General features: G+C 73.5%; 25 protein-coding genes, 1 pseudogene and 1 riboswitch. Of the genes and pseudogenes, 9 read left to right on the top strand and 17 right to left on the bottom strand.

The genetic code is table 11. The features are described 5' to 3' along the window. Positions 1–34: 34 nt before the first annotated feature. Positions 35–775, bottom strand: coding sequence for a maleylpyruvate isomerase family mycothiol-dependent enzyme (locus ACFWZ5_RS34980; protein WP_384801539.1), 741 nt, complete (start codon positions 773–775; stop codon positions 35–37). 70 nt (positions 776–845) lie between these two features. Here ACFWZ5_RS34980 and ACFWZ5_RS34975 point away from each other — a divergent pair, with 70 nt between their 5' ends. From ACFWZ5_RS34975 to ACFWZ5_RS34955, 5 genes are all read left to right on the top strand, one after another. After that, a complete protein-coding gene (locus ACFWZ5_RS34975) occupies positions 846–1,802 on the top strand; it encodes a LysR family transcriptional regulator (RefSeq protein WP_384801542.1) in 957 nt (318 codons plus the stop codon). Between the two features lie 102 nt (positions 1,803–1,904). Further along, complete coding sequence (locus ACFWZ5_RS34970; RefSeq protein WP_384801545.1) at positions 1,905–2,495, top strand: RNA polymerase sigma factor; 591 nt, start codon at positions 1,905–1,907, stop codon at positions 2,493–2,495. A 5-nt stretch (positions 2,496–2,500) separates the two neighbouring features. Continuing rightward, complete coding sequence (locus ACFWZ5_RS34965; protein ID WP_384801548.1) at positions 2,501–2,974, top strand: hypothetical protein; 474 nt, start codon at positions 2,501–2,503, stop codon at positions 2,972–2,974. Between the two features lie 160 nt (positions 2,975–3,134). Then, positions 3,135–3,629 (top strand): hypothetical protein, encoded by a 495-nt coding sequence (locus ACFWZ5_RS34960; protein WP_384801551.1) that lies wholly within the window; start codon positions 3,135–3,137, stop codon positions 3,627–3,629. Positions 3,630–3,670: 41 nt separating this feature from the next. Further along, a complete protein-coding gene (locus ACFWZ5_RS34955; RefSeq protein ID WP_384801554.1) occupies positions 3,671–3,955 on the top strand; it encodes a holin in 285 nt (94 codons plus the stop codon). Here the strand turns inward: ACFWZ5_RS34955 and ACFWZ5_RS34950 are convergent. From ACFWZ5_RS34950 to ACFWZ5_RS34925, 6 genes are all read right to left on the bottom strand, one after another. Then, positions 3,909–4,922 carry a hemolysin family protein gene (locus tag ACFWZ5_RS34950; RefSeq protein ID WP_384801557.1) on the bottom strand — a complete coding sequence of 338 codons (1,014 nt, stop codon included), beginning with the start codon at positions 4,920–4,922 and terminating at the stop codon, positions 3,909–3,911. The genes ACFWZ5_RS34955 and ACFWZ5_RS34950 overlap by 47 nt on opposite strands. Then, positions 4,919–6,256 carry a hemolysin family protein gene (locus tag ACFWZ5_RS34945; RefSeq protein WP_384801560.1) on the bottom strand — a complete coding sequence of 446 codons (1,338 nt, stop codon included), beginning with the start codon at positions 6,254–6,256 and terminating at the stop codon, positions 4,919–4,921. Before ACFWZ5_RS34945 ends, ACFWZ5_RS34950 begins: the two co-directional genes overlap by 4 nt. A gap of 208 nt (positions 6,257–6,464) precedes the next feature. Beyond that, complete coding sequence (locus ACFWZ5_RS34940; protein ID WP_384801563.1) at positions 6,465–6,890, bottom strand: GNAT family N-acetyltransferase; 426 nt, start codon at positions 6,888–6,890, stop codon at positions 6,465–6,467. Between the two features lie 122 nt (positions 6,891–7,012). Next, the gene (locus ACFWZ5_RS34935) at positions 7,013–7,903 is read right to left on the bottom strand and encodes a TIGR03621 family F420-dependent LLM class oxidoreductase (RefSeq protein WP_384801566.1); all 891 of its coding nucleotides are present in this window, start codon (positions 7,901–7,903) and stop codon (positions 7,013–7,015) included. A 73-nt stretch (positions 7,904–7,976) separates the two neighbouring features. Further along, a complete protein-coding gene (locus ACFWZ5_RS34930; RefSeq protein WP_384801569.1) occupies positions 7,977–10,538 on the bottom strand; it encodes an ABC transporter permease in 2,562 nt (853 codons plus the stop codon). An 11-nt stretch (positions 10,539–10,549) separates the two neighbouring features. Continuing rightward, entirely contained in the window at positions 10,550–11,407 is an 858-nt protein-coding gene (locus tag ACFWZ5_RS34925; RefSeq protein ID WP_384801572.1) for an ABC transporter ATP-binding protein, read from the bottom strand. Positions 11,408–11,591: 184 nt separating this feature from the next. Here ACFWZ5_RS34925 and ACFWZ5_RS34920 point away from each other — a divergent pair, with 184 nt between their 5' ends. Next, on the top strand, positions 11,592–11,819 hold the full coding sequence (locus ACFWZ5_RS34920; protein WP_384801575.1) for a toxin-antitoxin system HicB family antitoxin: 228 nt from the start codon (positions 11,592–11,594) through the stop codon (positions 11,817–11,819). 36 nt (positions 11,820–11,855) lie between these two features. Continuing rightward, a complete protein-coding gene (locus ACFWZ5_RS34915) occupies positions 11,856–12,194 on the top strand; it encodes a fic family toxin-antitoxin system, toxin component (RefSeq protein ID WP_384801584.1) in 339 nt (112 codons plus the stop codon). A 46-nt stretch (positions 12,195–12,240) separates the two neighbouring features. Here ACFWZ5_RS34915 and ACFWZ5_RS34910 read toward each other — a convergent pair whose 3' ends face one another. From ACFWZ5_RS34910 to bioB, 5 genes and pseudogenes are all read right to left on the bottom strand, one after another. Then, positions 12,241–12,591: a VOC family protein gene (locus tag ACFWZ5_RS34910; protein ID WP_384801578.1), complete on the bottom strand. Its 351-nt coding sequence runs from the start codon at positions 12,589–12,591 to the stop codon at positions 12,241–12,243. A 39-nt stretch (positions 12,592–12,630) separates the two neighbouring features. Further along, entirely contained in the window at positions 12,631–13,299 is a 669-nt protein-coding gene (locus tag ACFWZ5_RS34905) for a class I SAM-dependent methyltransferase (RefSeq protein WP_384801581.1), read from the bottom strand. 268 nt (positions 13,300–13,567) lie between these two features. Further along, a pseudogene (bioD, locus tag ACFWZ5_RS34900) lies at positions 13,568–14,182 on the bottom strand (dethiobiotin synthase); the annotation flags it as partial. Then, a complete protein-coding gene (locus tag ACFWZ5_RS34895; protein WP_384806326.1) occupies positions 14,179–15,474 on the bottom strand; it encodes an adenosylmethionine--8-amino-7-oxononanoate transaminase in 1,296 nt (431 codons plus the stop codon). The pseudogene bioD and the gene ACFWZ5_RS34895, both read right to left, overlap by 4 nt. Continuing rightward, positions 15,467–16,681: a biotin synthase BioB gene (gene bioB / locus ACFWZ5_RS34890; protein ID WP_384806328.1), complete on the bottom strand. Its 1,215-nt coding sequence runs from the start codon at positions 16,679–16,681 to the stop codon at positions 15,467–15,469. Before bioB ends, ACFWZ5_RS34895 begins: the two co-directional genes overlap by 8 nt. 175 nt (positions 16,682–16,856) lie before the next feature. Here bioB and ACFWZ5_RS34885 point away from each other — a divergent pair, with 175 nt between their 5' ends. Beyond that, on the top strand, positions 16,857–17,993 hold the full coding sequence (locus ACFWZ5_RS34885) for an 8-amino-7-oxononanoate synthase (protein WP_384891733.1): 1,137 nt from the start codon (positions 16,857–16,859) through the stop codon (positions 17,991–17,993). 58 nt (positions 17,994–18,051) lie between these two features. Here ACFWZ5_RS34885 and ACFWZ5_RS34880 read toward each other — a convergent pair whose 3' ends face one another. Beyond that, positions 18,052–18,276 (bottom strand): DUF397 domain-containing protein, encoded by a 225-nt coding sequence (locus ACFWZ5_RS34880; RefSeq protein ID WP_384806152.1) that lies wholly within the window; start codon positions 18,274–18,276, stop codon positions 18,052–18,054. A gap of 9 nt (positions 18,277–18,285) precedes the next feature. Further along, positions 18,286–19,146 (bottom strand): helix-turn-helix domain-containing protein, encoded by an 861-nt coding sequence (locus tag ACFWZ5_RS34875; protein WP_384806154.1) that lies wholly within the window; start codon positions 19,144–19,146, stop codon positions 18,286–18,288. A gap of 251 nt (positions 19,147–19,397) precedes the next feature. Here ACFWZ5_RS34875 and ACFWZ5_RS34870 point away from each other — a divergent pair, with 251 nt between their 5' ends. Next, positions 19,398–19,829, top strand: a complete 432-nt coding sequence (locus ACFWZ5_RS34870; protein ID WP_384806156.1) for an ATP-binding protein — start codon at positions 19,398–19,400, stop codon at positions 19,827–19,829. On the opposite strand, the gene ACFWZ5_RS34865 is transcribed toward ACFWZ5_RS34870, so the two are convergent. The 3 genes from ACFWZ5_RS34865 to ACFWZ5_RS34855 form a co-directional block, all read right to left on the bottom strand. Further along, positions 19,830–20,741: a LysR family transcriptional regulator gene (locus ACFWZ5_RS34865; protein WP_384806158.1), complete on the bottom strand. Its 912-nt coding sequence runs from the start codon at positions 20,739–20,741 to the stop codon at positions 19,830–19,832. Between the two features lie 76 nt (positions 20,742–20,817). Then, positions 20,818–21,363 carry a DUF6328 family protein gene (locus tag ACFWZ5_RS34860; RefSeq protein WP_384806160.1) on the bottom strand — a complete coding sequence of 182 codons (546 nt, stop codon included), beginning with the start codon at positions 21,361–21,363 and terminating at the stop codon, positions 20,818–20,820. A 118-nt stretch (positions 21,364–21,481) separates the two neighbouring features. Beyond that, positions 21,482–21,958, bottom strand: a complete 477-nt coding sequence (locus tag ACFWZ5_RS34855) for a C40 family peptidase (protein WP_384806162.1) — start codon at positions 21,956–21,958, stop codon at positions 21,482–21,484. A gap of 3 nt (positions 21,959–21,961) precedes the next feature. Beyond that, positions 21,962–22,128: riboswitch (cyclic di-AMP (ydaO/yuaA leader) on the bottom strand. Positions 22,129–22,712 lie beyond the last annotated feature (584 nt).

The following is a 22,712-nucleotide window of genomic DNA, read 5'->3' as shown; positions in this document are numbered from 1 at the left end:
GGTCCCGGCCGGGCCCGCCCGGATCCCCCGGGCCTCAGGCCGCGGTGAAGCGGCCGCTGTGCTCGCCCCGGAGCCGGCCCGCGGGGACGCCGCGGCCGAACGCCACGAGCAGCAGGTCCTGGGCGGCCCCGCGCAGCGGCGGGCCGTCCCCGAAGGCCCAGTCGAGGTCGTCGGCGCACAGCCGTACGCCGGTGAGGTCGGCCCCGAAGAACTTGGCGCCCTTGACCGTGACCCGGTCCAGGAGGATCCGGACGCGGTCCTCCGGCACGCGGCGGTCGATGCCGAGGGGGACCGTGATGTCCAGGCCGTGCACCACGTCGTGGCCGAGCGCGCTCGCGATCCCGCCGACGGGCGGGGTCCAGGGGTGGTGCGCGTGCTCCCGCAGGAAGTCCGCGAGCCGGTCCGGCGCGTACGCCGCCGCGTCGGCGCGGGCGCACCGGTCCGTCATGCGGTGCAGACCCCCGCGCGCCTTGACCAGCTCCCACAGCACGCGGGGGAGCGGGTAGCGGAAGCCCAGCGACATATGGGCCGCGACCTCCCGGACGCGCCAGCCCGCGCACAGCGACGGGGCGTCCCACTGCTCGGGCGTGAGGCCGTCCAACAGGTCGGCGAGCTCCCGCCGTTCGGCCGCGATCGCGGCCCGGATGCGCTGATCCGTCTCCCGTGCGCGCCCCGTCTCCCGTGCGCGCCCCGTGTCCTGTGCGCTCTCCGTGTCCTGTGCGCTCCCCGCGTCCCGTGCGCTCCCCGTGTTCCCGGCGTTCTTCGTGTTCCCCATGGCTCCAAGATCCCCGGGCCGGTGTCATAAGTCCAAGAGCCAGTAGGTCTCGTGGCTAGCATCTTCCGTTATGGAACTGCGTCAGCTCCGGTACTTCGTCGCCGTCGTGGAAGAGGCCAACTTCACGCGGGCCGCCGCCCGGCTCCACGTGGCGCAGCCGGGGGTGAGTGCCCAGGTCCGGCAGCTGGAGCGGGAGTTGGGGCAGCGTCTCCTCGACCGGTCGGGCCGGGGGGTGACCGTGACGGAGGCGGGCGCGGCCGTGCTGCCGTACGCGCGGGCCGTGCTCGCCGCCGTCGAGGGGATGCGGCAGACCGCCGACGAGTTCAGCGGGCTGCTGCGCGGCCGCGTCACGCTGGGGATCGTGTCGGGCGTGGCCACGCACGCGTTCGACGTGGCCGCCCTGCTCGCGGGCTTCCACGACGACCATCCGCAGGTGGAGATCGCCCTCACCGAGGACACGTCGGACCGCATGCTCGCCGCGCTGCGCACGGGCGCACTGGACATCGCCCTGGTCGGCCTGACGGAGGAGACCCCGCCGCAGGGCATCACCTGGGACGTCGTGGTCGACGAGCCGCTGGCGGCGGTCGTGGCCGAGCACGACCCGCTCGTCGCCCGGGCGGAGGACCTCGCGGCCCGTACGGGAGCGCCCGGCATCCCGCTCACCGCGCTCGCCGACCGCCCTCTCATCAGCCTGCCGCGCGGCACCGGCCTGCGTGCCGTCCTCGAACGCTCCTGCGCGCGCGCCGGGTTCACGCCCCGCGTCGCGTTCGAGGCGGCCTCACTCGGCCTGCTCGCGCAGCTCGCCGCGCGCGGGCTCGGCGTGGCCGTGGTCCCCGCTCCGGAGGCCGAGGGCACCGAGCCCGGCCTCAGGGCCCTGCCGTTCGCGGATCCGGGGCCGCGCGGCCGGATCGGTCTTGCCCGGCGCGCGGACGGACCCGAGGGACCCGCCGCACGCGCGTTCCTCGCCCGTGTCCGGGCCGCCCTGGTGCCGCCAACATCCCTACAAGATCACCCAGTTACGCCCTGACCTGCGGAAATCCGGCGAAGCAACACCTCACGGACACGGCGCGTAGGTTTTCGGTCACCAGGGCGCAACCCGGCGCCTGCGACCGGCCAAGGAGGTACCGCCGTGACCCCTGAACCACCCTCGGGCGACGGCGAGCGTCTTCTCCCGGGACACCGGCGGCCTCCGCTCCCGCCGCATGTCCAACGGGTCCAGGACGAACTGCTCGACGACTTCTTTCCCTGGCTGCACCGCGAGGCCTACCGCGAGTTCGGGCACCCCCTCGTGCACAGCGAGTGGGTGACACGGCAGGCCGTCGCCGAGGTGTTCGCGCGCTGGGAGGACTACCCGGAGCAGGCGGTGCGGCGGCATCTGTACGAGGCGGTCATGGACCTGGCCGCCCACTACCGGCACCATCTGCCCGACCCGCGCTCCACGGAACCGGTGTGCCAGGACCTCGCCCCGCTGTTCGGGGACTGGGCTCCGGACGGAGGCAAGGCGCTCGAGCAGGTGGACGACCTGCCCGAGCAGCGGAAGGCCGCGTTCCACGCCCGCGCGGTCTTCGGGCTCGACTGGAAGGAGGCGGCACGCGTCCTCGGCGCGCGCGAGGGACTTCTCCGTCCCAATCACTGCAAGGCCAGACGCGCCCTCACCGAGGCCGGCGTCGACGTGGAGGAGCTGACCGAGTTCCTCTCGAAGGTCATGAGAAGGGGATGAAACGCATGGGCAAGGAACCACCACTGTGGCAAGAGTCCGCGGACACCCGCCAGCGCGAGCCCGGCGGTCGGCGCGACGGCAGACACGTACACGAGCAGCTGATCAGGGAGCTCAAGCAGGAGAGTCTGCGCGAACAGCGGCGGGCCCACATCCGCGAGGAGGTGGTGCGGCTGCGGGCCGGCGGCACCCCGCCGCCGCGGCCGCTGTGCCCGCACCCCGCCCCGGACCGCTGGGGCGCGCGGATCGCGCGGGCCCGCGCCCACTGCCCGCGCCTCGCGGTCGACGGCGTCTTCTGGGCGGGCGGTCTTGCCGTGACCGTGGTGGTGTGGGCGACGCGGGGGGCGGTGGTCAGCCTCGTCATCCCGCTCACCGCCGTGGCGTTCACCGCCCGCCACCGCTTCTTCACCTGCGCGTCGGCGGACCGGCCGCGCGGCGAGAACGCGCGGCGCAGGCGGCCGGAGCGGCTAGCCAACAGATGACGGCCGACTGCCCGCCACCGTCGGAACTCGAAGGCCGGACAGTGGCGGACAGCACGAGGACCCCTTTTGTAGGAGTACCTGCATGTCTCACCATGACACATTCGGACTTGGGCAGCCCTCGGGCGACGAGAATTCGCCACATCAGGAGACCGGATCAGGTATGGAGGTCGCGCCGGCCCGCTCGGCCGCGCCCCATGTGCCGTCCGGCCTGGAGCCCGCCCGCACCCGGGAGCCCGCGGCCCCCGTGCCGCGACAGGCCCCCGAACCCCGGCCGGAACCTGAACCCCTGCGCGCAGCCGAGCCGTTGACGCCCGCCCACCCCGCCCACCCCGCCCACCCCGCCCACCCCGCCCACCCCGCCCACCCCACCCGCGCCGTGCACCCCGCGCACCCGGTCGCTCCGGCCGCCCCGCCCTGCCCGACCTGCGCGCGCACCGCGGCCCGCAAGCGCCGCGCCGCCCGCATCGCGTTCCGTGCCTTCGTCACGCTGTCGTCCGTGCTCTGCGTGGTCTTCTTCACGGCCGCCGTCGTCGCCGCCGTGCACGGGGCCTTCGCGGCGACGATGGCGCTCTCGGGGCTCGGCACGCTGTCCGCCGTGTTTCTCGCCACCGTCTCGACCCTGGTGCACAACAGGCGTCACCATGGCGGCAGTTGAGGACTCAACCGTGGGTTCCTCGCCTCTGGAGAGGAGGCGCCATGTGGAGCGCTGCCTTCTGGAAGGCCACCGCGGAGCGTGCCGTCCGCACCTTCGCCCAGGCACTCGCCGCGGTCCTGGTCGCGGGGGCGACCAGCCTCCTGGACGTCGAGTGGTCGGCGGCCCTCGGCACGGCCGGCATGGCGGCGCTGCTCGCGGTGCTCACGGCGCTCGGCTCCGCGAAGGTCGGCCCGCCGGGGCCCGGCCTCACCGAGACCCCGGACGGCGGCACGGGCCGGCTCACGCGGGCTGCCCGAACAGCTCCCTCAGCACGTCCTCCATCGTGACCATCCCGGCCAGCCTGCCGTCCGCGCCGAGGACCGCGGCCACGTGCGTGCGGCTGCCCCGCATGGCCGTGAGGACGCCGTCGAGCGGCGTGGTCTCGCGGACCCGCGCGATGGACCGCATGTCCGCCACCCGGAACGGCAGGTCCCGTGGGGTCACTTCGAGCGCGTCCTTCACGTGCAGGTAGCCCACGATCCGACGCCCCTCGTCGACGACGGGGAAGCGCGAGAACCCGGTCTCGGCCGAGAGCCGCTCCAACTGCTCCGGGGTGACGCCCACGCGCGCGTACACGACGCGCTCCAGCGGAAGCACCACGTCCCGCACCGGGCGGCGGCCGAGCTCCAGGGCGTCGTGCAGGCGCTCCTGGGCGCGGTCGTCGATCAGGCCCGCGTCGCTGGAGTCCTGGACGATGCGGGCCAGCTCGGCGTCCGAGAAGGTCGCCGCGACCTCGTCCTTCGTCTCCACCCGCAGCAGCTTCAGGATCGCGTTGGCGAACGCGTTGATCGCGAAGACGATCGGCCGCATGGCCCGCGCGAGCGCCACGAGGGGCGGCCCGAGGAGCAGCGCGCTGCGCACCGGCTCCGCGAGCGCGACGTTCTTCGGGATCATCTCGCCGAGCAGCATGTGCAGATACGTCGCCACGGCCAGGGCGATCACGAACGACAGCGGGTGCACCAGGCCGTGCGGCACGCCCACCGCGTCGAACACCGGCTCGAGCAGGTGCGCGATCGCGGGCTCGGCGACCACGCCGAGGACCAGGGTGCACAGCGTGATGCCGAGCTGCGCCGCGGCCATCAGGACGGACACGTGCCGCAGACCCCACAGCACGCTCTTCGCCCGCCGGTCGCCGTCCTCGGCATGGGGCTCGATCTGGCTGCGCCGCACCGAGATCAGCGCGAACTCGGCGCCCACGAAGAAGGCGTTGACGACGAGCGTCGCCAGGCCGATCAGCAACTGGATGACGGTCATCGGGTGCCCTCCTCCGGCTCGTCGCTGGTCGCGAGCGGCGCGTGCAGCAGGACGCGCGCCGCGCGGCGGCCCGTCGCGTCCACCACGTCGAGGCGCCAGCCCGTGACTTCGACGCTGTCCCCGACGGCGGGGATGCGGCCGAGCTCGGTCGCGACGAGCCCGGCGAGCGTCTCGTACGGGCCGTCCGGCGCCCTGAGGCCCACGCGCGCGAGCTCGTCGGTGCGGGCCGCGCCGTCCGCCGAGTACACCGTCCGGCCGTCCTCGTCGGTGCCGGCGGCGGCCAGGTCGGGCGTCTCGTGCGGGTCGTGCTCGTCGTGCACCTCGCCGACGACCTCCTCGACGATGTCCTCCAGGGTGGCGACGCCCGCCGTGCCGCCGTACTCGTCGATCACGACGGCCATCGTGCGCTTGCCCGAGAGCCGGTCGAGGAGCCGGTCCACGGTCAGCGACTCCGGTACGAGCAGCGGCTCGCGCATGAGCTCGCTCACGGGGACGCGCGGCCTGCGCTCGGCGGGCACGGCGAGGACGTCCTTGATGTGGACGACGCCGACGACCGCGTCGAGGCTCCCGCGGTAGACGGGGAAGCGGGACAGGCCGCTCGCGCGGGTGGCGCTGGCGACGTCCTCGCAGGTGGCCTGCGCCTCCAGGGCCATGACCTGGACGCGCGGCGTCATCACGTTCTCGGCGGTCAGGTCGGCGAGGTTCAGCGTGCGCATGAACCGCTCGGCGGTCTCCGCCTCCAGGGCGCCCTCCTTCGCCGAGTGCCGGGCGAGGGCCGCGAGCTCCTTGGGGCCGCGCGCGGACGCCAGCTCCTCGGCGGGCTCCATGCCCATGCGGCGCACCGCGCGGTTCGCCGTGTTGTTGAGATGCGTGATGAAGGGCCGGAAGGCGGCGCTGAAGGCGCGCTGGGCCGTGGCCACGCGCTTGGCGATGGGCAGCGGCGACGAGATCGCCCAGTTCTTGGGCACCAACTCGCCGACGACCATCAGGAAGACGGTCGAAAGGGCCGTACCGAGGATCAGCGCGACGGAGGAGGCCGCCGCGTCGGGGAGGCCGGCGGAGCCCAGCGGGCCCTCGATCAGGTCGCCGATCGCCGGCTTGGCGAGCATGCCGACGACCAGGCCGGTCACGGTGATGCCGAGCTGCGCGCCGGACAGCTGGAAGGTGAGGTTCTTGACGGCCTTCAGAGCGCTGGCGGCACCGCGCTCGCCGCGCTCCACCGCCCGCTCCAGGTCGCTGCGCTCCACGGTCGTGAGCGAGAACTCCGCCGCGACGAAGACACCGCACGCGAGCGAGAGCAGCACCGCTACGAGGAGCAGAAGCACTTCCGTCATCGGGTCACCTCCGTCCCATGATCGGCCAGGGGCGCGGTGAATGCGCGATGTCGGGTACTAGGAGGCTCGCCCATGGGCGGACGCTCACACCTTTCCATTGGATTGCAGGAGTCCGTCCATGTTAAAGGATCGGCAAAGCGCCGCGCAGAGCGTGACTCACTGTTACTGGCTGGGTCGCACGATGGTAGGCCGCCGTGCGGGTGCGCGGCTACGCGCCGAGCGGCTTCACCCAGCGCCGCCAGTGCTCCTCGGGCCCGTACCCGGCGGCCGCCCACGCGTGGTGGGCGATCTCGTTGCGCACCAGGACCATGGCGTCGGCCCGCCGCGCGCCGAGCGCCACGAAGCGCTCCTCGGCCGCGCCGAGCAGCGCCGACGCGACCCCCGTGCGCCGGGCGTCGGGGTGCACGGCAAGCCGGTACAGCGAGGCCCGCCATCCGTCGAACCCGGCGATCAGGGTGCCCACGAGCTCCCCGTCGCGCTCGGCGAGCAGCAGCGCCTGCGGGTCGCGGGCCACGAGCCGGGCCACGCCGGAGCGGTCGTCGCTGATGCTCGTGCCCTCCGCGGCCACCTTCCAGAAGGCGAGCACCGCGTCAAGGTCGTCGGGCGCCGCGGCCCGTATGTGCGGATCAGTCATGGCCGCATCCCAGCACGCGCCCCCTTCCGCCGCCCGGAATTCCAGGATCCGGACAGGCCGGGCCGGGGGGCAGTGGTGCCAGGGGTGTCACGCGTGTCAGGCCCCGGTCCCGCCGTGGTGCGTCACTCGCCGCGCAGCTCCTCGATGACCGGGCCGAGTGCCTCAAGGCTCGGCTCCAGGACGGTGATGTACGAGAAGCCGTACCGCTCGCGCTGGGCGCGCAACTGCTCGGCCAGCTGCCGGACCGTGCCGACCAGGAGGATCGGCACGTCGAGGGCCTCGTCCTCGGTGAGGTGCGGGACGTGGTCCAGGGAGGGCCGGATGGCGGCCCGCCGGTCCTGGGTCACCTTGACCAGCTGGACCAGGAGGTTCAGCTCGGCCGGCGCGGAGCGGGCCGCGGCGAAGCGCCGGTACGCGGCCACGCGCCCGTCCACGTCCGCCGCCGTGAGCACCTCCAGCTTGCCGTCCGGGTCGCCCGGGACCGCGCGGACGCCGGAGAACGCCGCGATGTCGGCGTGCTCGGCGACCGCCTTCAGGACGCGGTCGCCGTTGCCGCCGATCAGCAGCGGCGGGCGGGGCCGCTGCACGGGCTCCGGCCGGTACTCGGGCGAGCCGAGCAGGCGGTCGAGCTCCTCGACGGTGCGGACCAGCTGCGACACGCGCTCGCCGGGCGGATTCCAGGGCAGCCCCGCCGCGTCGAACTCCGACTTCACGTACCCGGTGCCGAGCCCCAGCTCCAGGCGGCCGCCGGTGAGCGCGTCCGTCGTGGCGACCTCGCGCGCGAGCAGCGCGGGGTTCCAGAACCCGGCGTTCAGGACGAACGTGCCGACCCGTGGCCGCTCCGTGGCCTCGGCCGCCGCGACCACCGCGGGGAACGGCGCGGGCATCCCCAGGTGGTCGGGCACGAGAATCACGTCGTAGCCGAGCTCCTCCGCCCTGCGGCACTTCTTGCGCCACTCGTCGCCCGTCGAGGGGGTCATCATGGTGACACCGAACCGGAACGGCCTGCTCATGAACTCTCCTCACGTGTCGCTCAGTTGGTGACGCGTGCCCCGTGCCCGTACGACTGTACCGGGCACCGGTCCGTCACTCGTGGGCGATCGCCTCCAGGACGTTCATGCGCGAGGCGCGCAGGGCCGGAAGCAGCGCCGCCACGATCCCGACGACCACCGAGCCCACCACCACCGCGACGACCGTCGACCACGGCACCGCGAACGCCTTCAGGCCCTCCAGCTCCAGGATCTGCTGCATCGACACGCCCCACACCAGGCCGAGCCCGAGCCCGAGCACCGCGCCGAACACCGCGATCACCACCGACTCGAGCCGGATCATGCGCCGCAGCTGCCGCCGGGCGAGCCCGATGGCGCGCAGCAGACCGATCTCGCGGGTGCGCTCCACCACCGACAGGGCGAGGGTGTTGACCACGCCGAGCACCGCGATGATGATCGCGAGCCCGAGCAGCGCGTACACCAGGTAGAGCATCACGGCGATCTGCTCGCGGATCAGCTTCTTGTACGCGGCCTTGTCGCGCACCTGCACCTGCGGATACGGGTCGAGCGCGTGCTCCAGGCGGTCGCGCAGCGCGTCGGCGTCCGCGCCGGGCGCCGCGTTGACGTAGACCGCGGCGTCCTGGCCGTCGGGCACGTACTTCAGGAGCGTGTCGAGCCCCATGAACATCCCGCCGCGCAGGGGGCCTTCCGCGGCGTCCTGGTCGGTGAGCGCGGCGACCGTCAGCTCGGCCTCACGCTCGCCGGGGAACACCACGGGCAGCACCGAACCGACCCGTACGCCGTGGTCCTCGGCGTAGCCCCGGTCCATCGCCAGGTGGCCCGGCGCCAGGGCGCGCGCCGAACTACCCTGCGCGTACGTGGTGTTGACGACGTCGTCGAGCCGCTTCTCCTGGCCCGCCACCGTGGTCTCCACGGACTTGCCGTCCGGCATCCGCAGCTCCAGGGGCGTGAAGCGGGTGCGGACGACGAGGCCCACGCCCTCGGTGTCCCGCACCTTCGCGGTGACCTCCGACGGGAACGGCGTGAACATGCCGCTCTGTACGACGAAGTCGGCGCCGAGCGTCCGGTCGATCTGGTCGTCGAACGACTTGGTCATGGACGCGCTCGCCACGGACAGGCCGCCGACCAGGGCGAGGCCCACCATCAGGGCCGCGGCGGTGGCGCCCGTGCGGCGCGGGTTGCGCAGCGCGTTGCGCTGGCTCATGCGGCCGACGGAGCCGAACAGGGCGGGGAAGGCGCCGCCGAGGACCCGGATCACCGGGCGCACCAGGAGCGGGCCCGCGATCACCGTGGCGACGAGCGTGAGCACGATGCCGAGCCCGAGCAGCGAGGCCGCCGTCGAGGTGTCCGACGAGGAGGCGCAGCCGACGAGCGCCACCGCCCCGCCCGCCGCCACGACGGCCCCGACCATCGCACGCACCCGCAACGGCCGCCCCAGGCCCGCGACTTCGGCGTCCGCGAGCGCGGCCATCGGCGAGACCTGCGCGGCCCGGCGCGCGGGCAGGTACGCCGCGACGAAGGTGACGCCGATCCCGACGGCGTAACTGACCAGCGGCGTCGCCGGACCGATCACCATCTCCGTGGACTTCAGGTTCATGCCGAGCAGGCCCATCAGCTCGATGAGCGCGGCGGCGAGCCCGATCCCCGCGGCGAGCCCGAGCGTGGAGCCGACCACGCCGAGCAGCACCGCCTCGACGAGCACCGAGCGGCGCACCTGCCGCCGGTCGGCGCCGAGCGCGCGCAGCAGCCCCAGCTCGCGGGTGCGCTGCGCGATCAGCATCGAGAACGTGTTGACGATCAGGAACACGCCGACGAGCACGGCGACACCGGCGAAGCCGAGCATCACGTACTTGATGATGTCCAGGAACCCGCCGAGCTCGTCCGCCGCGGACTTCGCCTGCTCGTCGGCGGTCTTCAGGTCGTACCCGGAGCCGAGCTCGGCGGCGACGCGCCGCTTGAGAGCGGCGTCGCTCACCCCGGGCGCCGCGTCCAGGGAGATGCTCGACGCGGCGTCCGCGTCACCGAGGAGCTCGCGCTGCGCGGTCGGGGTGTCCAGGAAGACGAGCGCCGCCCCGGGGTTGGTGGTCGTGAACGTGACGATGCCGACGACCTTCACCTTGAACGAGCCGGGCGCGGCGAGCACGGTGAGCGTGTCGCCGATCTCCACGTCCTTCTTGTCGGCGGTGTCCGCGTCGAGCAGCGCCTCGCCCGCGCCGCGCGGCGCCCGGCCCGAGGTCAGCTCCACCGGGCTGCGCTCGGTCTCGTACCAGTTGACGGCGACGGTGGGGGCGCCGGTCGTCGGGCCCACCGGGTCGTTGTCGCGGTCGACGACCGTGACGTTCTCCACGGACGCGTCGACGTGCGCGGCCGCCACGCCCGGGACCCGCTCGACCCGGTCGGCGAGGTCCGCGGGCAGCGTCGGCGTACGCCCGGACGGCACGCTCTCGTCGAGGTCGTCCTTCGGCGCGACCGTGACGTCGGCGGACGTGGAGGCGAAGAGCCGGTCGAAGGTGCGGTTGACGGTGTCGGAGAAGATCAGGCTGCCCGCCACGAACGCCACCGAGAGGATCACGGCGAGGGCGGACAGGGCCAGCCTGCCCTTGTGCGCGAGGAAGCTGCGGAGCGTGGCCTTCAGCACGGCGACCCGCCTCAGTCCTGGTGGGGGGAGTCGGGGGCGCCTTCGCGACGGCCGGGCGGGTCCGGCGGGAGCTCGGCGTCCTGCTGCGGCACCCCGTGCAGCACGTCGAACCGCTTCAGACGCTCCAGGACCGCCTCCGCCGTGGGCCGCGCCATCTCGTCCACGATCCGGCCGTCCGCTAGGAAGAGCACCAGGTCGGCGTGGGCGGCCGCGCCCGGGTCGTGCGTCACCATCACCACGGTCTGGCCGAGCGCGTCCACGGCCTCGCGCAGGAACCCCAGGACTTCGAGGCCGGCCCGCGAGTCGAGGTTGCCCGTCGGCTCGTCGGCGAAGATCAGCTCGGGGCGCGAGGCGAGGGCCCGCGCGCACGCGACGCGCTGCTGCTGCCCGCCGGACAGCTGCGCGGGCCGGTGCCGGAGCCGGTCGCGCAGGCCGAGCGTGTCGATGACGTGCTCCAGCCACTCGGCGTCGGGGCGCTGGCCCGCGATGTCCATGGGCAGGGTGATGTTCTCGCGGGCGTTGAGCGTCGGGATGAGGTTGAACGACTGGAACATGAAGCCCACCCGGTCGCGCCTGAGCCGCGTCAGGTCCCGGTCCTTCAGGCCGGTGATCTCGGTGTCGCCGAGCCACACCTGGCCCGCGGAGACCGAGTCGAGCCCGGCGAGCGTGTGCATCAGCGTGGACTTGCCCGAGCCGGAAGGACCCATCACGGCCGTGAACCGCCGCCGGGCGATGTCCACGTCGACGGAGTCGAGGGCGATCACCGCCGTCTCGCCCGAGCCGTACGCCTTCGTCAGGCCGCGCGCGCGAGCGGCGATGCCGCCGGGCTCGGCGCGTTCCGTGTGCGGCGTCGAAACAGGTGTGGACAAGGCCGCCTCCCCGGTTGTGGCCGTCCTGGCTCGCGTAGGGCACAGCTGCCTGGAGAGCGTAGGGGGTGGGGCCAGGTGGCTGGTATCCCTCGGAGGTCGGGCCCTGGAACGCGTGTAAGGGGCACGGGCAGTGGGCGCCCGGCGTCCCTTGCCGGTGCTAGCGCGACGGCGCTAGCTTGAGGGCATGGCGAAGACTCAGCTGAACGTGCGGGTGGACGAGGACACCGCCCGGGCCGCGCGCGAGCGGGCGTCGGCCCGCGGCATCAGCGTCAACCGCTACATCGAAGAGCTGGTCAAGCAGGACGCGGGCGAACTGGGCCAGACGTTCGTCGAGGCCGCGGCCGACTTCATGAAGCAGTACGAGACGGTCTTCGCCGAGGAGTTCGGCGCGGAGCGCGAGGGTCGTCGCTGACCCTTGAACCTCAGCATCGACCTCGCCTGGCTCCTGATGATCGCCGAGCACAAGACGCCGGGAGACCCCCAAGTCACCGACTGGGGCGCCCTCGTGGCCGCCGTCGCGCGCCATGACGCGGAGATCTTCGACGTACCGGTCTACGAGACCCCGCACGACCGCGCCGCCGCCCTGCTCCAGCTCCTCCTGCACCTGCCGGCCCTCGAACGCTCGAACGCGCTCTTCGCCTCGTCCGTCGCGTACGCCTACCTCGTCGCGAGCGGCGTGAAGGTCGCGACCTCGCCCGAGCAGGTGCGGGACCTCGCGCGCCTGGTGAAGGCGGGCGAGGTGAGCGTGCAGGACATAGCGCGGGAACTGCGCCGCTGGAGCCTGTGAGCCGCGGCCCGTCCGCCCAGGGCCTGTCCGATGGGTGGGACGGGCCCTAGAGCTCCGTGGCCCGCTCGTGCCGCGGCTCGTACATGCCGACCTCGCCGCCGCCCGGCAGCCGGAAGCGGGTGAGCAGCCCCCACCCCGCGTCGGTGATGCCCTGGGTGAACGTGACCCCCTTCTCGGTGAGCTCCCGCACCGTCGCCGTCACGTCGTCGCACATGAAGTAGAGCTCATGCGCCTCCGGGCCCGCGGTCGGGTGAACGGCGACCTCGGCGGGCGGCAGCCCGAAGATGAGCCAGCCGCCGCCCGCGTCCACGTGCGGATGGCCCAGGACATCCCGGAAGAAGGCCCGGTCGGCCTCGGCGTCGTGGCTGTAGAGGATGACGTGCGCTCCGTTGATCATGCGGCCAAGGTAAGCGGAAGGCACGGGTCCGGCGAGGGGTCACGGGTCCTCGTCCGGGCGCCGCGCCGTGCCGAGCACGCAGTACGACGTGGGCAGGCGCGGGCCCTTCTCGGGGACGAGGACCCGGCGGTACGGCCCGAGCTCGAACCCGGCGTCGCGCAGGGCGCCCACCGGGTCCCGGGCGACGTGGCAGCCGCCGAAGAGCAGCGGCCACACCGTGCGGTCCAGGGCGCGCTGAGCCGTCGTCATCACCGGCCCCGGCGCCCGGCCGTGCTCGAAGAACCGCAGCTCGCCGCCCGGCCGCAGCACCCGCCGCAGCTCCGCGAGCGCCCTGGGCACGTCGCGCACACTGCACAGCACCAGCGAGGCGACCGCGACGTCGAACGCCTCGCTCTTCACCGGCAGGGCCTCCGCGGCCCCCGGCACCACGTCGACCGGCACGTCCGAGCGGAGCGCGGCGGACACGGCCAACTGCCGCAGCAGGCGCTCCGGTTCGATCGCGACGACCTCGGCGACACCGGCCGGGTAGTACGCGAAGTTCAGCCCGTTGCCCGCGCCGACCTCGATGACGCGACCGGAGACGCCGCGCAGCAGCTCTCTGCGGTGCGGGGCGATCCGCGGCTCGGACGCGACGCTCACGCGGGCGTAGCAGCGGGCGAAGACGGGGTGGTGGACGGGGGTGCGGGGGGATGGTTTGGCAGTAGGCACGACGGCTCCTACGGAGGGTGGGGGTGGCTGGTTCTTCCCCTCTACCGGGGCACCCCAATCGGCCTCCGGCCTCGCCCTCAAACGCCGGGCGGGCTGATTTTCCCCCGCCCGCCCTTTCCTGGGGCGGATAAAAGGGGGTCCAGGGGGCGGAGCCCCCTGGTTTCGGGAAGGGGCGGGCTAGGGGAAAGAAGGCGCCGCCCCCGGGCCGCCCCCCGACGGCCCCAGGCCCCCCCCGGCCCGCGGCCGGGCCACCACCCGCCCCCCCCCCCCCGGCCCCCTCCGGCACCGCGCCCAGCAACGGCGCACCCGCCGCCCCCGCCAGCTCCCCCACATTGCACCGCACCGCGAGATCCGGCACCGCGGGCCAGCTCCCGATCACCACCCCCACCTGCGCAAGCCCCCGCGCCCGCAGCGCCTCACCGGTGAGCGTCGTGACATTGAGCGTGCCGAGCCCGGCCGCGGCCACGACGAGGACCGGCGCCCCGAGCACCCGCGCGGCGTCCGCGAGCGTCGCCCCGTCCGCGTCGAAGCGGACGAGGAGCCCGCCCGCGCCCTCCACCAGGACCAGGTCGTGCGAGGCGGCCAGCTTCGCCGCGGCCTCGGCGACCTCGGCGGGCGAGACGGTGGCGAGCCCCGCCCGCAGGGCGGCGGTCGCGGGGGCCAGCGGCTCGGGGTACCGGGCGAGTTCGAGCGTCGTGACGCGGTCGCCGGCGAGCCGCCGCACCTCGTCGACGTCCCCGGGATCGCCGGGCCCGACCCCGGTCTGCGCGGGCTTGAGGACGGCGACGCTGCGCCCGGCGGCGAGCGCCACCGCGGCGACGGCCGCCGTCGTCACCGTCTTGCCGATCTCCGTGCCGGTGCCCGACACCACGATCACGCTCACGCCCGTGCCTCCGCGCTCGCGCGCGCCGCCGCGCACACGGCGCGGCCGATCGCGGCGACGTCCTCGTCCCCGGTGATGAAGGGCGGCATCGTGTAGATGAGGTCGCGGAACGGCCGCAGCCACACCCCCGCCCCCACCGCGGCCCGCGTCGCCGCCGCCATGTCGACCTGGTGGTCGAGCTGGACGACGCCGAGCGCGCCGAGGACCCGTACGTCCTGCACGTACGGAAGCTCCGCGGCCGGAGCGAGCGCGGCGGCGAGGCCCGTCTCGATCCTCTTGACCTCGGTTTGCCAGTCCTGGCCGAGCAGCAGGTCGATGGAGGCGCCCGCCACCGCGGCGGCCAGGGGGTTGCCCATGAACGTGGGCCCGTGCGCGAGCACGGGGACCTCGCCGCGCGCGATGCCGTCGGCGACGCGCGGGGTGCACAGCGTCGCCGCCATCGTCAGATAGCCGCCGGTCAGCGACTTGCCCAGGCACATCACATCCGGCGTGACGCCCGCGTGGTCCGCCGCGAACAGCGCGCCCGTACGGCCGAAGCCCGTCGCGATCTCGTCGAGGACGAGCAGTACGCCGTGCGCGTCGCAGGCCTCGCGCAGCACCCGCAGATACCGGGGGGAGTGGAAGCGCATGCCGCCCGCGCCCTGCACGACCGGCTCGACGATGACGCCGGCCAGTTCGTGGGCGTGCCGCCCGATCACGTCGTGGAGGTGCTCCGCGTACGCGGCGTCGTACGCGTCGAAGCCCGCGGGCGGCAGGTCCGCGAAGACCTGCTGGGGCAGCACGCCCTGCCACAGGGAGTGCATGCCGCCGTCCGGGTCGCACACGGCCATCGGCTGCCAGGTGTCGCCGTGGTAGCCGCCGCGCCAGGTGAGCATCCGCTGCTTCTCGGGCCTGCCGACGGAGCGCCAGTACTGCAGGCACATCTTGACGGCGACCTCGACCGACACCGAACCGGAGTCGGAGAGGAAGACGTGCTCGAGGCCCTCGGGCGTGAGGTCGACGAGCCGCTTGGCGAGCCGCACCGCGGGTTCGTGCGTGAGGCCGCCGAACATGACGTGGCTCATGCGGTCCAGCTGGCCGCGCGCCGCCTCGTTCAGGACCGGGTGGTTGTAGCCGTGGATCGCCGACCACCACGACGACATCCCGTCGACCACGTCGCCGACGCCCGCGATCCGCAGCCGTACCCCGCTCGCCTCCTCGACCACCAGCGGCTCCTGCCGTCCGGGCATCGGGCCGTAGGGGTGCCAGACGTGGGCGCGGTCGAGGTCGAGGATCTCGCGCAGGTCACGCATTGGGCGCCACGTCCGTCCCGGCGCCCCGGCGGCGTACCGCCACCAGGTCGGTGCGCGCCTCGGACGGCTCGGCCTGCGCGGCGGGCCCGGAAGCCGCGGCCGGGGCGCAGCCGGAGCCGCAGCCCGCGGCCTCCTGCGCACCGGCGGTGGAGCCGCACCCCGCGGCCTCCTCCGCCGGTGCGGCGGAACCGCAGACCCCGCCCCTGCGGTGCTCCGGCAGCGTCACCTGGTCCGGGCTCTCCACCTCGAACCCGGCGTCCGCGATCATGTCCAGGTCGGCCTTGCCCGCCTGGCCCTCGCTGGTCAGGTAGTCGCCGAGGAAGATGGAGTTGGCGAGGTGCAGGGCCAGCGGCTGGAGCGTGCGCAGGTGCAGCTCGCGGCCGCCCGCGATGCGCACCTCGATGTCCGGGCAGACGAACCGGACCATCGCGAGGATGCGCAGACAGCGCTGCGGCGTGAGGTTCCACTCCTTGGCGAGCGGGGTGCCCTCGAACGGGATGAGGAAGTTCACCGGCACCGAGTCCGCGTCGAGCTCGCGCAGCGCGAAGACCACGTCGACCAGGTCCTCGTCCCGCTCGCCCATGCCCGCGATCAGGCCCGAGCAGGCGGAGAGCCCGGCGGCGTGCGCCTTCTGCACGGTGTCGACCCGGTCGGCGTAGGTGTGCGTCTTCGTGATGTCGCCGTACGTCGACTCCGACGTGTTCAGGTTGTGGTTGTAGGCGTCCGCGCCCGCGCCGCGCAGCCGCTCGGCCTGGCCGTCGGAGAGCAGGCCTAGGCAGGCGCACACCTCGACGCCCTCGTGTCGCTCCTTGATCGCCTTGATGGTGTCCGAGACCCGGTCGACGTCCCGGTCCGTCGGGCCGCGCCCGCTCGCCACCAGGCAGACCCGCTTGGCGCCGCCCGCGAGCCCGGCCGCCGCGGCCTTGGAGGCCTCGTCCGGCTTCAGCCAGGTGTACTTCAGGATGCCGGTGTCCGCGCCGAGCCGCTGGGAGCAGTACGAGCAGTCCTCGGGGCACAGTCCGGACTTCAGGTTGACCAGATAGTTGAGTTTCACCCGCCGTCCGAACCAGTGGCGCCGCACCTTTCCGGCCGCCGCCACCACGTCGAGCAGAGCGTCGTCGGAGGTCGCGAGCACGGCGAGCGCCTCGTCACGGGTCGGCAGCTCGCGCCGAAGCCCCTTGTCCACGAGCGTGTTGAGCAGATCCATGGCGCCGATCCTGGCGTACGCCGGACTTTCTGACCATGGAGAAACTACACAACAGAAGCCGGGGGAGCTGTGGGTATTGCCACACCATGGCCAGGTGGCGCGAGGGCTAGGGTCTGTGCACTGTCTACAAACGCACGGCGCGGACGCCCCGTGCGCACGACGACCTGGAGGGCCCATGGCGAGCTCGCCGTTCGACTGGATCGACGAACAGGCGCGGCTGCGCGAGCGCGCGGGACTCGTACGGGCCCTGCGCCCGCGCCCGGCCGAAACCGCACTGCTCGACCTCGCGGGCAACGACTATCTGGGCCTGGCCCGCCACCCGGAGGTCACCGAGGGCGCCGCGGCCGCGGCCCGGACCTGGGGCGGCGGCGCGACCGGCTCCCGCCTGGTGACCGGCTCCACCGCACTGCACGCGGACCTGGAGCGGGAGCTCGCCGACTTCTGCGGCTACGAGTCCGCGCTCGTGCTGTCCTCCGGGTACGCGGCGAACCTCGCGGCCGTCACCGCGCTCGCGCCGCACGGCTCCCTCATCGTCTCGGACGCGCTCAACCACGCCTCGCTGATCGACGGCTGTCGCCTCGCGCGCGGGACGACCCAGGTGGCGCCGCACGCGGACCCCGAGGCGGTGCGCAAGGCGCTCGGCACCCACCAGGGGCCCGCGATCGCGGTCACGGACTCGGTGTTCTCGGTGGACGGCGACGCCGCCCCGCTGGCCGAACTCGCCGCCGTCTGCCGGGAGTCCGGCGCGGGCCTGGTCGTCGACGACGCCCACGGCCTCGGTGTCATCGGCGACGGCGGGCGCGGCGCCCCGCACGCCGCGGGCCTCGCGGGCGCGCCCGACACCGTCGTCACGGTCACGCTCTCGAAGTCCCTGGGCAGCCAGGGCGGCGCCGTGCTCGGCCCGGCCCGGGTCATCGACCATCTGGTGAACGCGGCCCGCACGTTCATCTTCGACACGGGCCTCGCGCCCGCCGCGGCCGGGGCGGCCCTCGCGGCCCTGCGGCTGCTGCGCCGCGAGCCGGGGCGCGCGGCGCGGGCGCGGGCGGCGGCGAGGGAGCTGCACGGGCTCCTGGTGGGGGAGGGGCTCTCGGCGGTACGTCCCGACGCCGCCGTCGTCTCGGTGCGCGCGCCGTCGCCGGAAGCCGCGGTGCGGTGGGCGGCCGACTGCCGGGGCGCGGGTCTTGCTGTGGGGTGCTTCCGTCCGCCGTCGGTTCCCGACGGGGTCTCGCGGTTGCGGCTGACCGCCCGCGCCGACCTGAGCGAAGCACAGCTCGCCGAGGCCGTCCGCGTGATCAGCCGCACCGCTCCCTGATGGCTGAGGTCTGGCACCTAGAGACCTGGGTCCAGGGTCCGGCGCGTTCCCCAGGACCTCACCCGAGGGTGTCGATGAAGTCCTTCCAGGATGCAGGGGAGAAGAGCACGGCGGGACCTGCCGTGTCCTTGGAATCGCGCACGGCCAGCAGGCCCGCCGACGGGCCGGAGCCGAGCAGGGCCGTCTCCACACAGTTGTTCATTCCGTTGCTGCGGCTGCTGCGCCGCCACCGCGCGTCCCTGAGAGACGTGCTGGAGGGAACGTACCGAGGCAGTGCAGTCATGGTGCCTCCTTACGCGCCGTCACCTAACCCGGCGATGAAATCCATTGAATCCTGAACGGAAAGCGCCTGTCCCTGAAGTGAGTTGAAGGCGTCGGTGTACGCCTTGAGGTCTTCTTTCCGTTCGAGGTAGAGGCTACTCGTCAAGTGGTCGAGAACCACCACGTCCAGATCAGAAATGTTCGGAAAGGAGAGAATTACGAAAGGGCCGATGAGGCCGATGTGCTCCCCGGCGGCGAACGGAAGGACCTGGAGCCGGACTTGCGGCAGCCGCGCCGCCTCCAGTAACCGCCGCAGCTGCCCGGCGAGGACACCGGGCCCGCCCACCGGCCGCCGAAGGACCGACTCGTCGAGAATCACGCTCAGTCGCAGCGGTGGATCACTGCGCAGCACGTCCTGGCGGGCGAGCCGCACCTGCACCAGGGCGTCGACCTGTTCGTCGGGCAGCCCGCCGAGCGCGGCACGTGTCACCGCGCGGGCGTACTCAGGGGTCTGCAGCAGGCCGGGGACCACCGTGGTCTCGAGCGTGCGCACCCGGCAGGCCTGCGACTCCAGGCTGATGAAGTCGCGGTACGCGGGCGGCAGCAGGCCGCGGTAGGCGTGCCACCAGTGGTGCCGCCCGTCCTCGTCGTCCCCGCCCGCGAGCGCGACCAGCAACTCCCGCAGATGCGGGTCGCGCACCGCGTACGCTTCCAGGAGGAGCCGCACGTCCGCCGCCTTGACGCCGCTGCGGCCCGTCTCGATCCGGCTCACCTTGGACTGGTGCCAGCCGACGAGCGCGGCCGCCTCGCCGCTGGTGAGTCCGGCTTCGGCACGCAGTGCCCGCAATTCCGCGCCGAGCTTGCGGCGGCGCACCGCCGGGCCGTACTGCATGTCCGTCTCCTTCCGGACGCATCGGCAACCGTAGGGGACAGTAGAGGAACTGCCAGTGTTGCGCCCAAATACGGTCTGCCGTCGCAGAGTTCACCGCTTCGAGCGACAGATATATGCACATCTCGGTGGATCGCCGCGCGTCACCGCTCCCGGAGTGGCACTCTGGCGCAAAGCACCAGTTCCGGGACGGTCCTCGGGTTCTTCCGCCACGAGTCGGAGTCCGGTCCCGGTGGGAAAGGGACGGCGTCGCCATGGCAGATCATCAGGAAGCATCAGTCACCCTGCCGAGCGATCCCGCCTCGGTCTCCGCCGCCCGGAAGTACGTCGGAGACGTCCTCACCGAGTGGGGCCTGCCCGCCGACGCCGACGTGGCCGACACGGTGCGGCTCATCGTCTCCGAGCTCGCCACGAACGCCGTCCAGCACACCCTCGGCCTCTCGCCCACCTTCACGGTCGACATCCAGCTCGACCGGGACGAGCGGCTGCGCCTCGGCGTCACGGACAGCCACCCGCGCTTCCCCAAGCGCCTGCCCGCCGCCGTCCAGCAGGACAACGGCCGCGGCATGGTCATCATCCGCTGGCTCACCGCCGAGTGCGGCGGCAGACTCACGGTCTGCCCCACGGCGGAGGGCGGCAAGACGGTCTGGATCACGCTGCCGTGGACGGTTCCCGTACAGAGCTGATCACGTGTCCGAGCGCCCGAAGGTCCCCCGCAGCAGCGCGCGGAACGTGTCCGCGCCGGGCGTCGAATCGCCGGTGCGGTGGACGACCGAGATGGTGCGGCGCAGGTCCCCCGGCGCGAGCCGCCGGATGCCGACCGGGGTCGCCGCGGTGCGGCCCACCATCTCCGGGACCACCGCGACCCCGAGGCCCGCGCTGACGAGGGCGCACACCAGCGCGTAGTTGGGCGACTCGACGAGCGTCCCCGCCGCCGCCCCGGCCCGTGCGAGGGCCGCCTCCACGGCCCGGCGCGCGGGGTGCGGCGGCGCCATGCCGATCAGCGACTGCCCCGTGAGCCCGGTCAGCGGCAGCCTCCCGGCGCCGCCCGCGAGCGCGTGCCCGGGCGCGGTGGCGAGCACCAACTCCTCGACCAGGACCGGCTCCAGGGTCACCGACGCGGGCGGCGGCACCGGCTCCGCCGGTTCGTACGTGTGCGTCAGGGCCAGGTCGACTTCGCCGGCCGCGACGGCCGCCACGCCGAGCGGCGGCTCGTAGTCCGCGACCGTCAGCTCGACGTCCGGGTGCGCCCTGCGGAAGGCGGTGAGCGTGGGCGGCAGCAGATGGATCCCGGCCGTCGTGAACGTCCCGACGCGGAGCCGCCCGCCCGAAAGGCCCGCCAGCTGCGCCAGTTCGTGCCGGGCCCGGTCCATCTCGTCGAGGACGCGGCGGGCGCGCGCGACGAGCAGTTCACCCGCACCGGTGAGCCGCGCGCCGCGGTGGTGCCGTACGAGCAGCGCGGCCCCCGCCTCCCGCTCCAGCTTGGCGAGCTGCTGCGAGAGCGCGGGCACCGTGTAGCCGAGGCGCTCGGCGGCGCGGGTGATGGAACCGGCCTCCGAGACCGCCACGAGCGCGGCGAGGCGCGTCGGGTCGTACATGGCGGGCGCCTCCAGGGCTGTGACATCGGCAGAGCTGCCGTGACGTCGGCAGGGCTGCCGGTGGTGGCGCCGGATCCTATCCGGAGTCGCCGCGGGCACGGTCGCCCCGCGGCGCCCGGTTGCGCGCGAGGGTCCGCGGCAGCGCGCCCCACAGCCCGCCGCACACCAGGAGCGTGCCCAGGCCCGCGAGGATGCCGCCCGTGCGGTTCGCCGCCACGTCGACGACGAGCAGCACGGACCCGGCGAGCGCGAGCACGAGGACGCCGAGGCCGACCCCGGCGAGCCGCGACGACACCCGCACGACGAGCGGCTTCGCGCCCTGCCCGAACAGCGCCCGGTGCAGCGCGGCGGGCGCCGTGAACAGCGCGGCGGAGAGCACCGCGAGCAGCAGCGTGGTGACGTACGTGGCGCGCTGCACGGTGTCGAGCGACGGGAAGCGCGGGGTGAAGGCGAGCGTGAGCAGGAACGCGAACAGGATCTGCACGCCGGTCTGGGTGACCCTCAGTTCCTGGAGCAGCTCGGAGAAGTTGCGGTCGGCGCGCTCCAGCGGCGTCTCGTTGCGGGCCTGCGCGTCGGCGCCCGCGCCGACGCCTGCGGTGGGGTGGGGGTCGTGGTCGGCCATGGTCCACGAGTATCCGCCTGCGGCCGCTCCACGCCCCCGCAGGCCGGAGCCCCGGCGAGTTGGACTCCCGGGGCTCCTGAGACGGGCGGGCGGCCGCCGCCGCCCGCCCGTCGTGAGGTCAGCGGACCCTGCCGTACCAGACGCTCTTGGACCAGATCTTCTCGAGCCGCACCACGGTGCCGGTCTTCGGCGCGTGCCAGATCTTGCCCTTACCGGCGTATATGCCGACGTGGTAGACGTTCCGGCCGGAGTGGAAGAACACCAGGTCGCCGCGGGTGCGGTTGGCGGCGGACACATGGCGGGTCTTGTTGTACTGCTGCGCGGCGGTGCGCGGCAGCTTCTTGCCCACGCGCTTGTACGAGTACAGCGTCAGGCCCGAGCAGTCGAACCGGTGCGGCCCGACGGCGCCCCAGCGGTACGGGGAACCCTTCTTGGACGCCGCGACCTTGAGCGCCTTCGTCCCGTGCGAGGTGGCCGCTTCCGCGTTCGAGGTGAGCCCGGGGGCCACGATGGTGCCGCCCACGGCGGCCAGCGTGAGAGCCGAGGCCGTACCGGCCCTGGTCAGCAGCGACGGAACACGATTCAGCGCAGTCATGCGCAACCCTTCGTCAGCCGCCTGTGAAGGATGACCTGTCGGGTTCGGGCAGGCGAAGATGCCCGGTCGCGCATGCGACTTCACCCCAAGGACCCTCCGGGTTGTCCGGACGGCCCGCCTTGCTGGGTCCTCCACTCCTGCCGGTGCACAGATGTCGACCGGGCATCCGGGCGGCGGCAGGACTCGGCGTCCGCCCGGACCGCCCCGCCGCCTGTGGCGGGGGCTTGTCGTCGGAAGGGATCTTCACCCGAGAGGGGCAAAAAAACCGAGTCGAATCGGCGGTATGTGAGGCTACTCACGACTGACCCGTTCGGGTGGACAGAGCCAGAATGCGGCTCAGGTCACACTCACCGACGATTGCCCGATCAGCACTGGAACGCCCCATTCCGGCTGCCGCGTACGGGAGTTGACCATGTCTCGGGGCCTCTTCGTCGACCCCCGACTACGCCGGACGAGCGATTGCCTCTGGTCGGTTCCCGGCTGTATCCGGACGCGGCCCCGGGTCCGGCCGCCCCCTCAACGGGCGGATGGCGCAGGCGCGCTGCGTCCGGGGCGCGTGTCACCGGGGTCGGTGGCACCGGCGTACCCCGCGGGGCGGCGCGAAATGGTGCCGTGGCGGGTGGGCGCCGTCATCGCGCTGCGCGCTCGTCCTCAAGCGCCGGACGGGCTATTTCTAGCCGGGCCGGGGACAAGACGGTTTCGACGAGTTGTGCTCGGCCGAGGAGGCGTGCGCGACCGACGGGGCGCACGCGGC

This window comes from Streptomyces sp. NPDC059003 (assembly GCF_042740445.1).
Taxonomy (GTDB): domain Bacteria; phylum Actinomycetota; class Actinomycetes; order Streptomycetales; family Streptomycetaceae; genus Streptomyces.
This window is presented reverse-complemented; position numbering and strand designations above follow the sequence as displayed.

Excerpts from the sequence above, each read along its gene's own strand:
- ACFWZ5_RS34980 (WP_384801539.1), bottom strand. The coding sequence starts at position 775 with ATGGGGAACACGAAGAACGCCGGGAACACGGGGAGCGCACGGGACGCG.
- ACFWZ5_RS34975 (WP_384801542.1), top strand. The coding sequence starts at position 846 with ATGGAACTGCGTCAGCTCCGGTACTTCGTCGCCGTCGTGGAAGAGGCC.
- ACFWZ5_RS34965 (WP_384801548.1), top strand. The coding sequence starts at position 2,501 with ATGGGCAAGGAACCACCACTGTGGCAAGAGTCCGCGGACACCCGCCAG.
- ACFWZ5_RS34960 (WP_384801551.1), top strand. The coding sequence starts at position 3,135 with ATGGAGGTCGCGCCGGCCCGCTCGGCCGCGCCCCATGTGCCGTCCGGC.
- ACFWZ5_RS34955 (WP_384801554.1), top strand. The coding sequence starts at position 3,671 with ATGTGGAGCGCTGCCTTCTGGAAGGCCACCGCGGAGCGTGCCGTCCGC.
- ACFWZ5_RS34950 (WP_384801557.1), bottom strand. The coding sequence starts at position 4,922 with ATGACCGTCATCCAGTTGCTGATCGGCCTGGCGACGCTCGTCGTCAAC.
- ACFWZ5_RS34945 (WP_384801560.1), bottom strand. The coding sequence starts at position 6,256 with ATGACGGAAGTGCTTCTGCTCCTCGTAGCGGTGCTGCTCTCGCTCGCG.
- ACFWZ5_RS34940 (WP_384801563.1), bottom strand. The coding sequence starts at position 6,890 with ATGACTGATCCGCACATACGGGCCGCGGCGCCCGACGACCTTGACGCG.
- ACFWZ5_RS34935 (WP_384801566.1), bottom strand. The coding sequence starts at position 7,903 with ATGAGCAGGCCGTTCCGGTTCGGTGTCACCATGATGACCCCCTCGACG.
- ACFWZ5_RS34920 (WP_384801575.1), top strand. The coding sequence starts at position 11,592 with ATGGCGAAGACTCAGCTGAACGTGCGGGTGGACGAGGACACCGCCCGG.
- ACFWZ5_RS34915 (WP_384801584.1), top strand. The coding sequence starts at position 11,856 with ATGATCGCCGAGCACAAGACGCCGGGAGACCCCCAAGTCACCGACTGG.
- ACFWZ5_RS34910 (WP_384801578.1), bottom strand. The coding sequence starts at position 12,591 with ATGATCAACGGAGCGCACGTCATCCTCTACAGCCACGACGCCGAGGCC.
- ACFWZ5_RS34895 (WP_384806326.1), bottom strand. The coding sequence starts at position 15,474 with ATGCGTGACCTGCGCGAGATCCTCGACCTCGACCGCGCCCACGTCTGG.
- bioB (WP_384806328.1), bottom strand. The coding sequence starts at position 16,681 with ATGGATCTGCTCAACACGCTCGTGGACAAGGGGCTTCGGCGCGAGCTG.
- ACFWZ5_RS34885 (WP_384891733.1), top strand. The coding sequence starts at position 16,857 with ATGGCGAGCTCGCCGTTCGACTGGATCGACGAACAGGCGCGGCTGCGC.
- ACFWZ5_RS34880 (WP_384806152.1), bottom strand. The coding sequence starts at position 18,276 with ATGACTGCACTGCCTCGGTACGTTCCCTCCAGCACGTCTCTCAGGGAC.
- ACFWZ5_RS34875 (WP_384806154.1), bottom strand. The coding sequence starts at position 19,146 with ATGCAGTACGGCCCGGCGGTGCGCCGCCGCAAGCTCGGCGCGGAATTG.
- ACFWZ5_RS34870 (WP_384806156.1), top strand. The coding sequence starts at position 19,398 with ATGGCAGATCATCAGGAAGCATCAGTCACCCTGCCGAGCGATCCCGCC.
- ACFWZ5_RS34865 (WP_384806158.1), bottom strand. The coding sequence starts at position 20,741 with ATGTACGACCCGACGCGCCTCGCCGCGCTCGTGGCGGTCTCGGAGGCC.
- ACFWZ5_RS34860 (WP_384806160.1), bottom strand. The coding sequence starts at position 21,363 with ATGGCCGACCACGACCCCCACCCCACCGCAGGCGTCGGCGCGGGCGCC.
- ACFWZ5_RS34855 (WP_384806162.1), bottom strand. The coding sequence starts at position 21,958 with ATGACTGCGCTGAATCGTGTTCCGTCGCTGCTGACCAGGGCCGGTACG.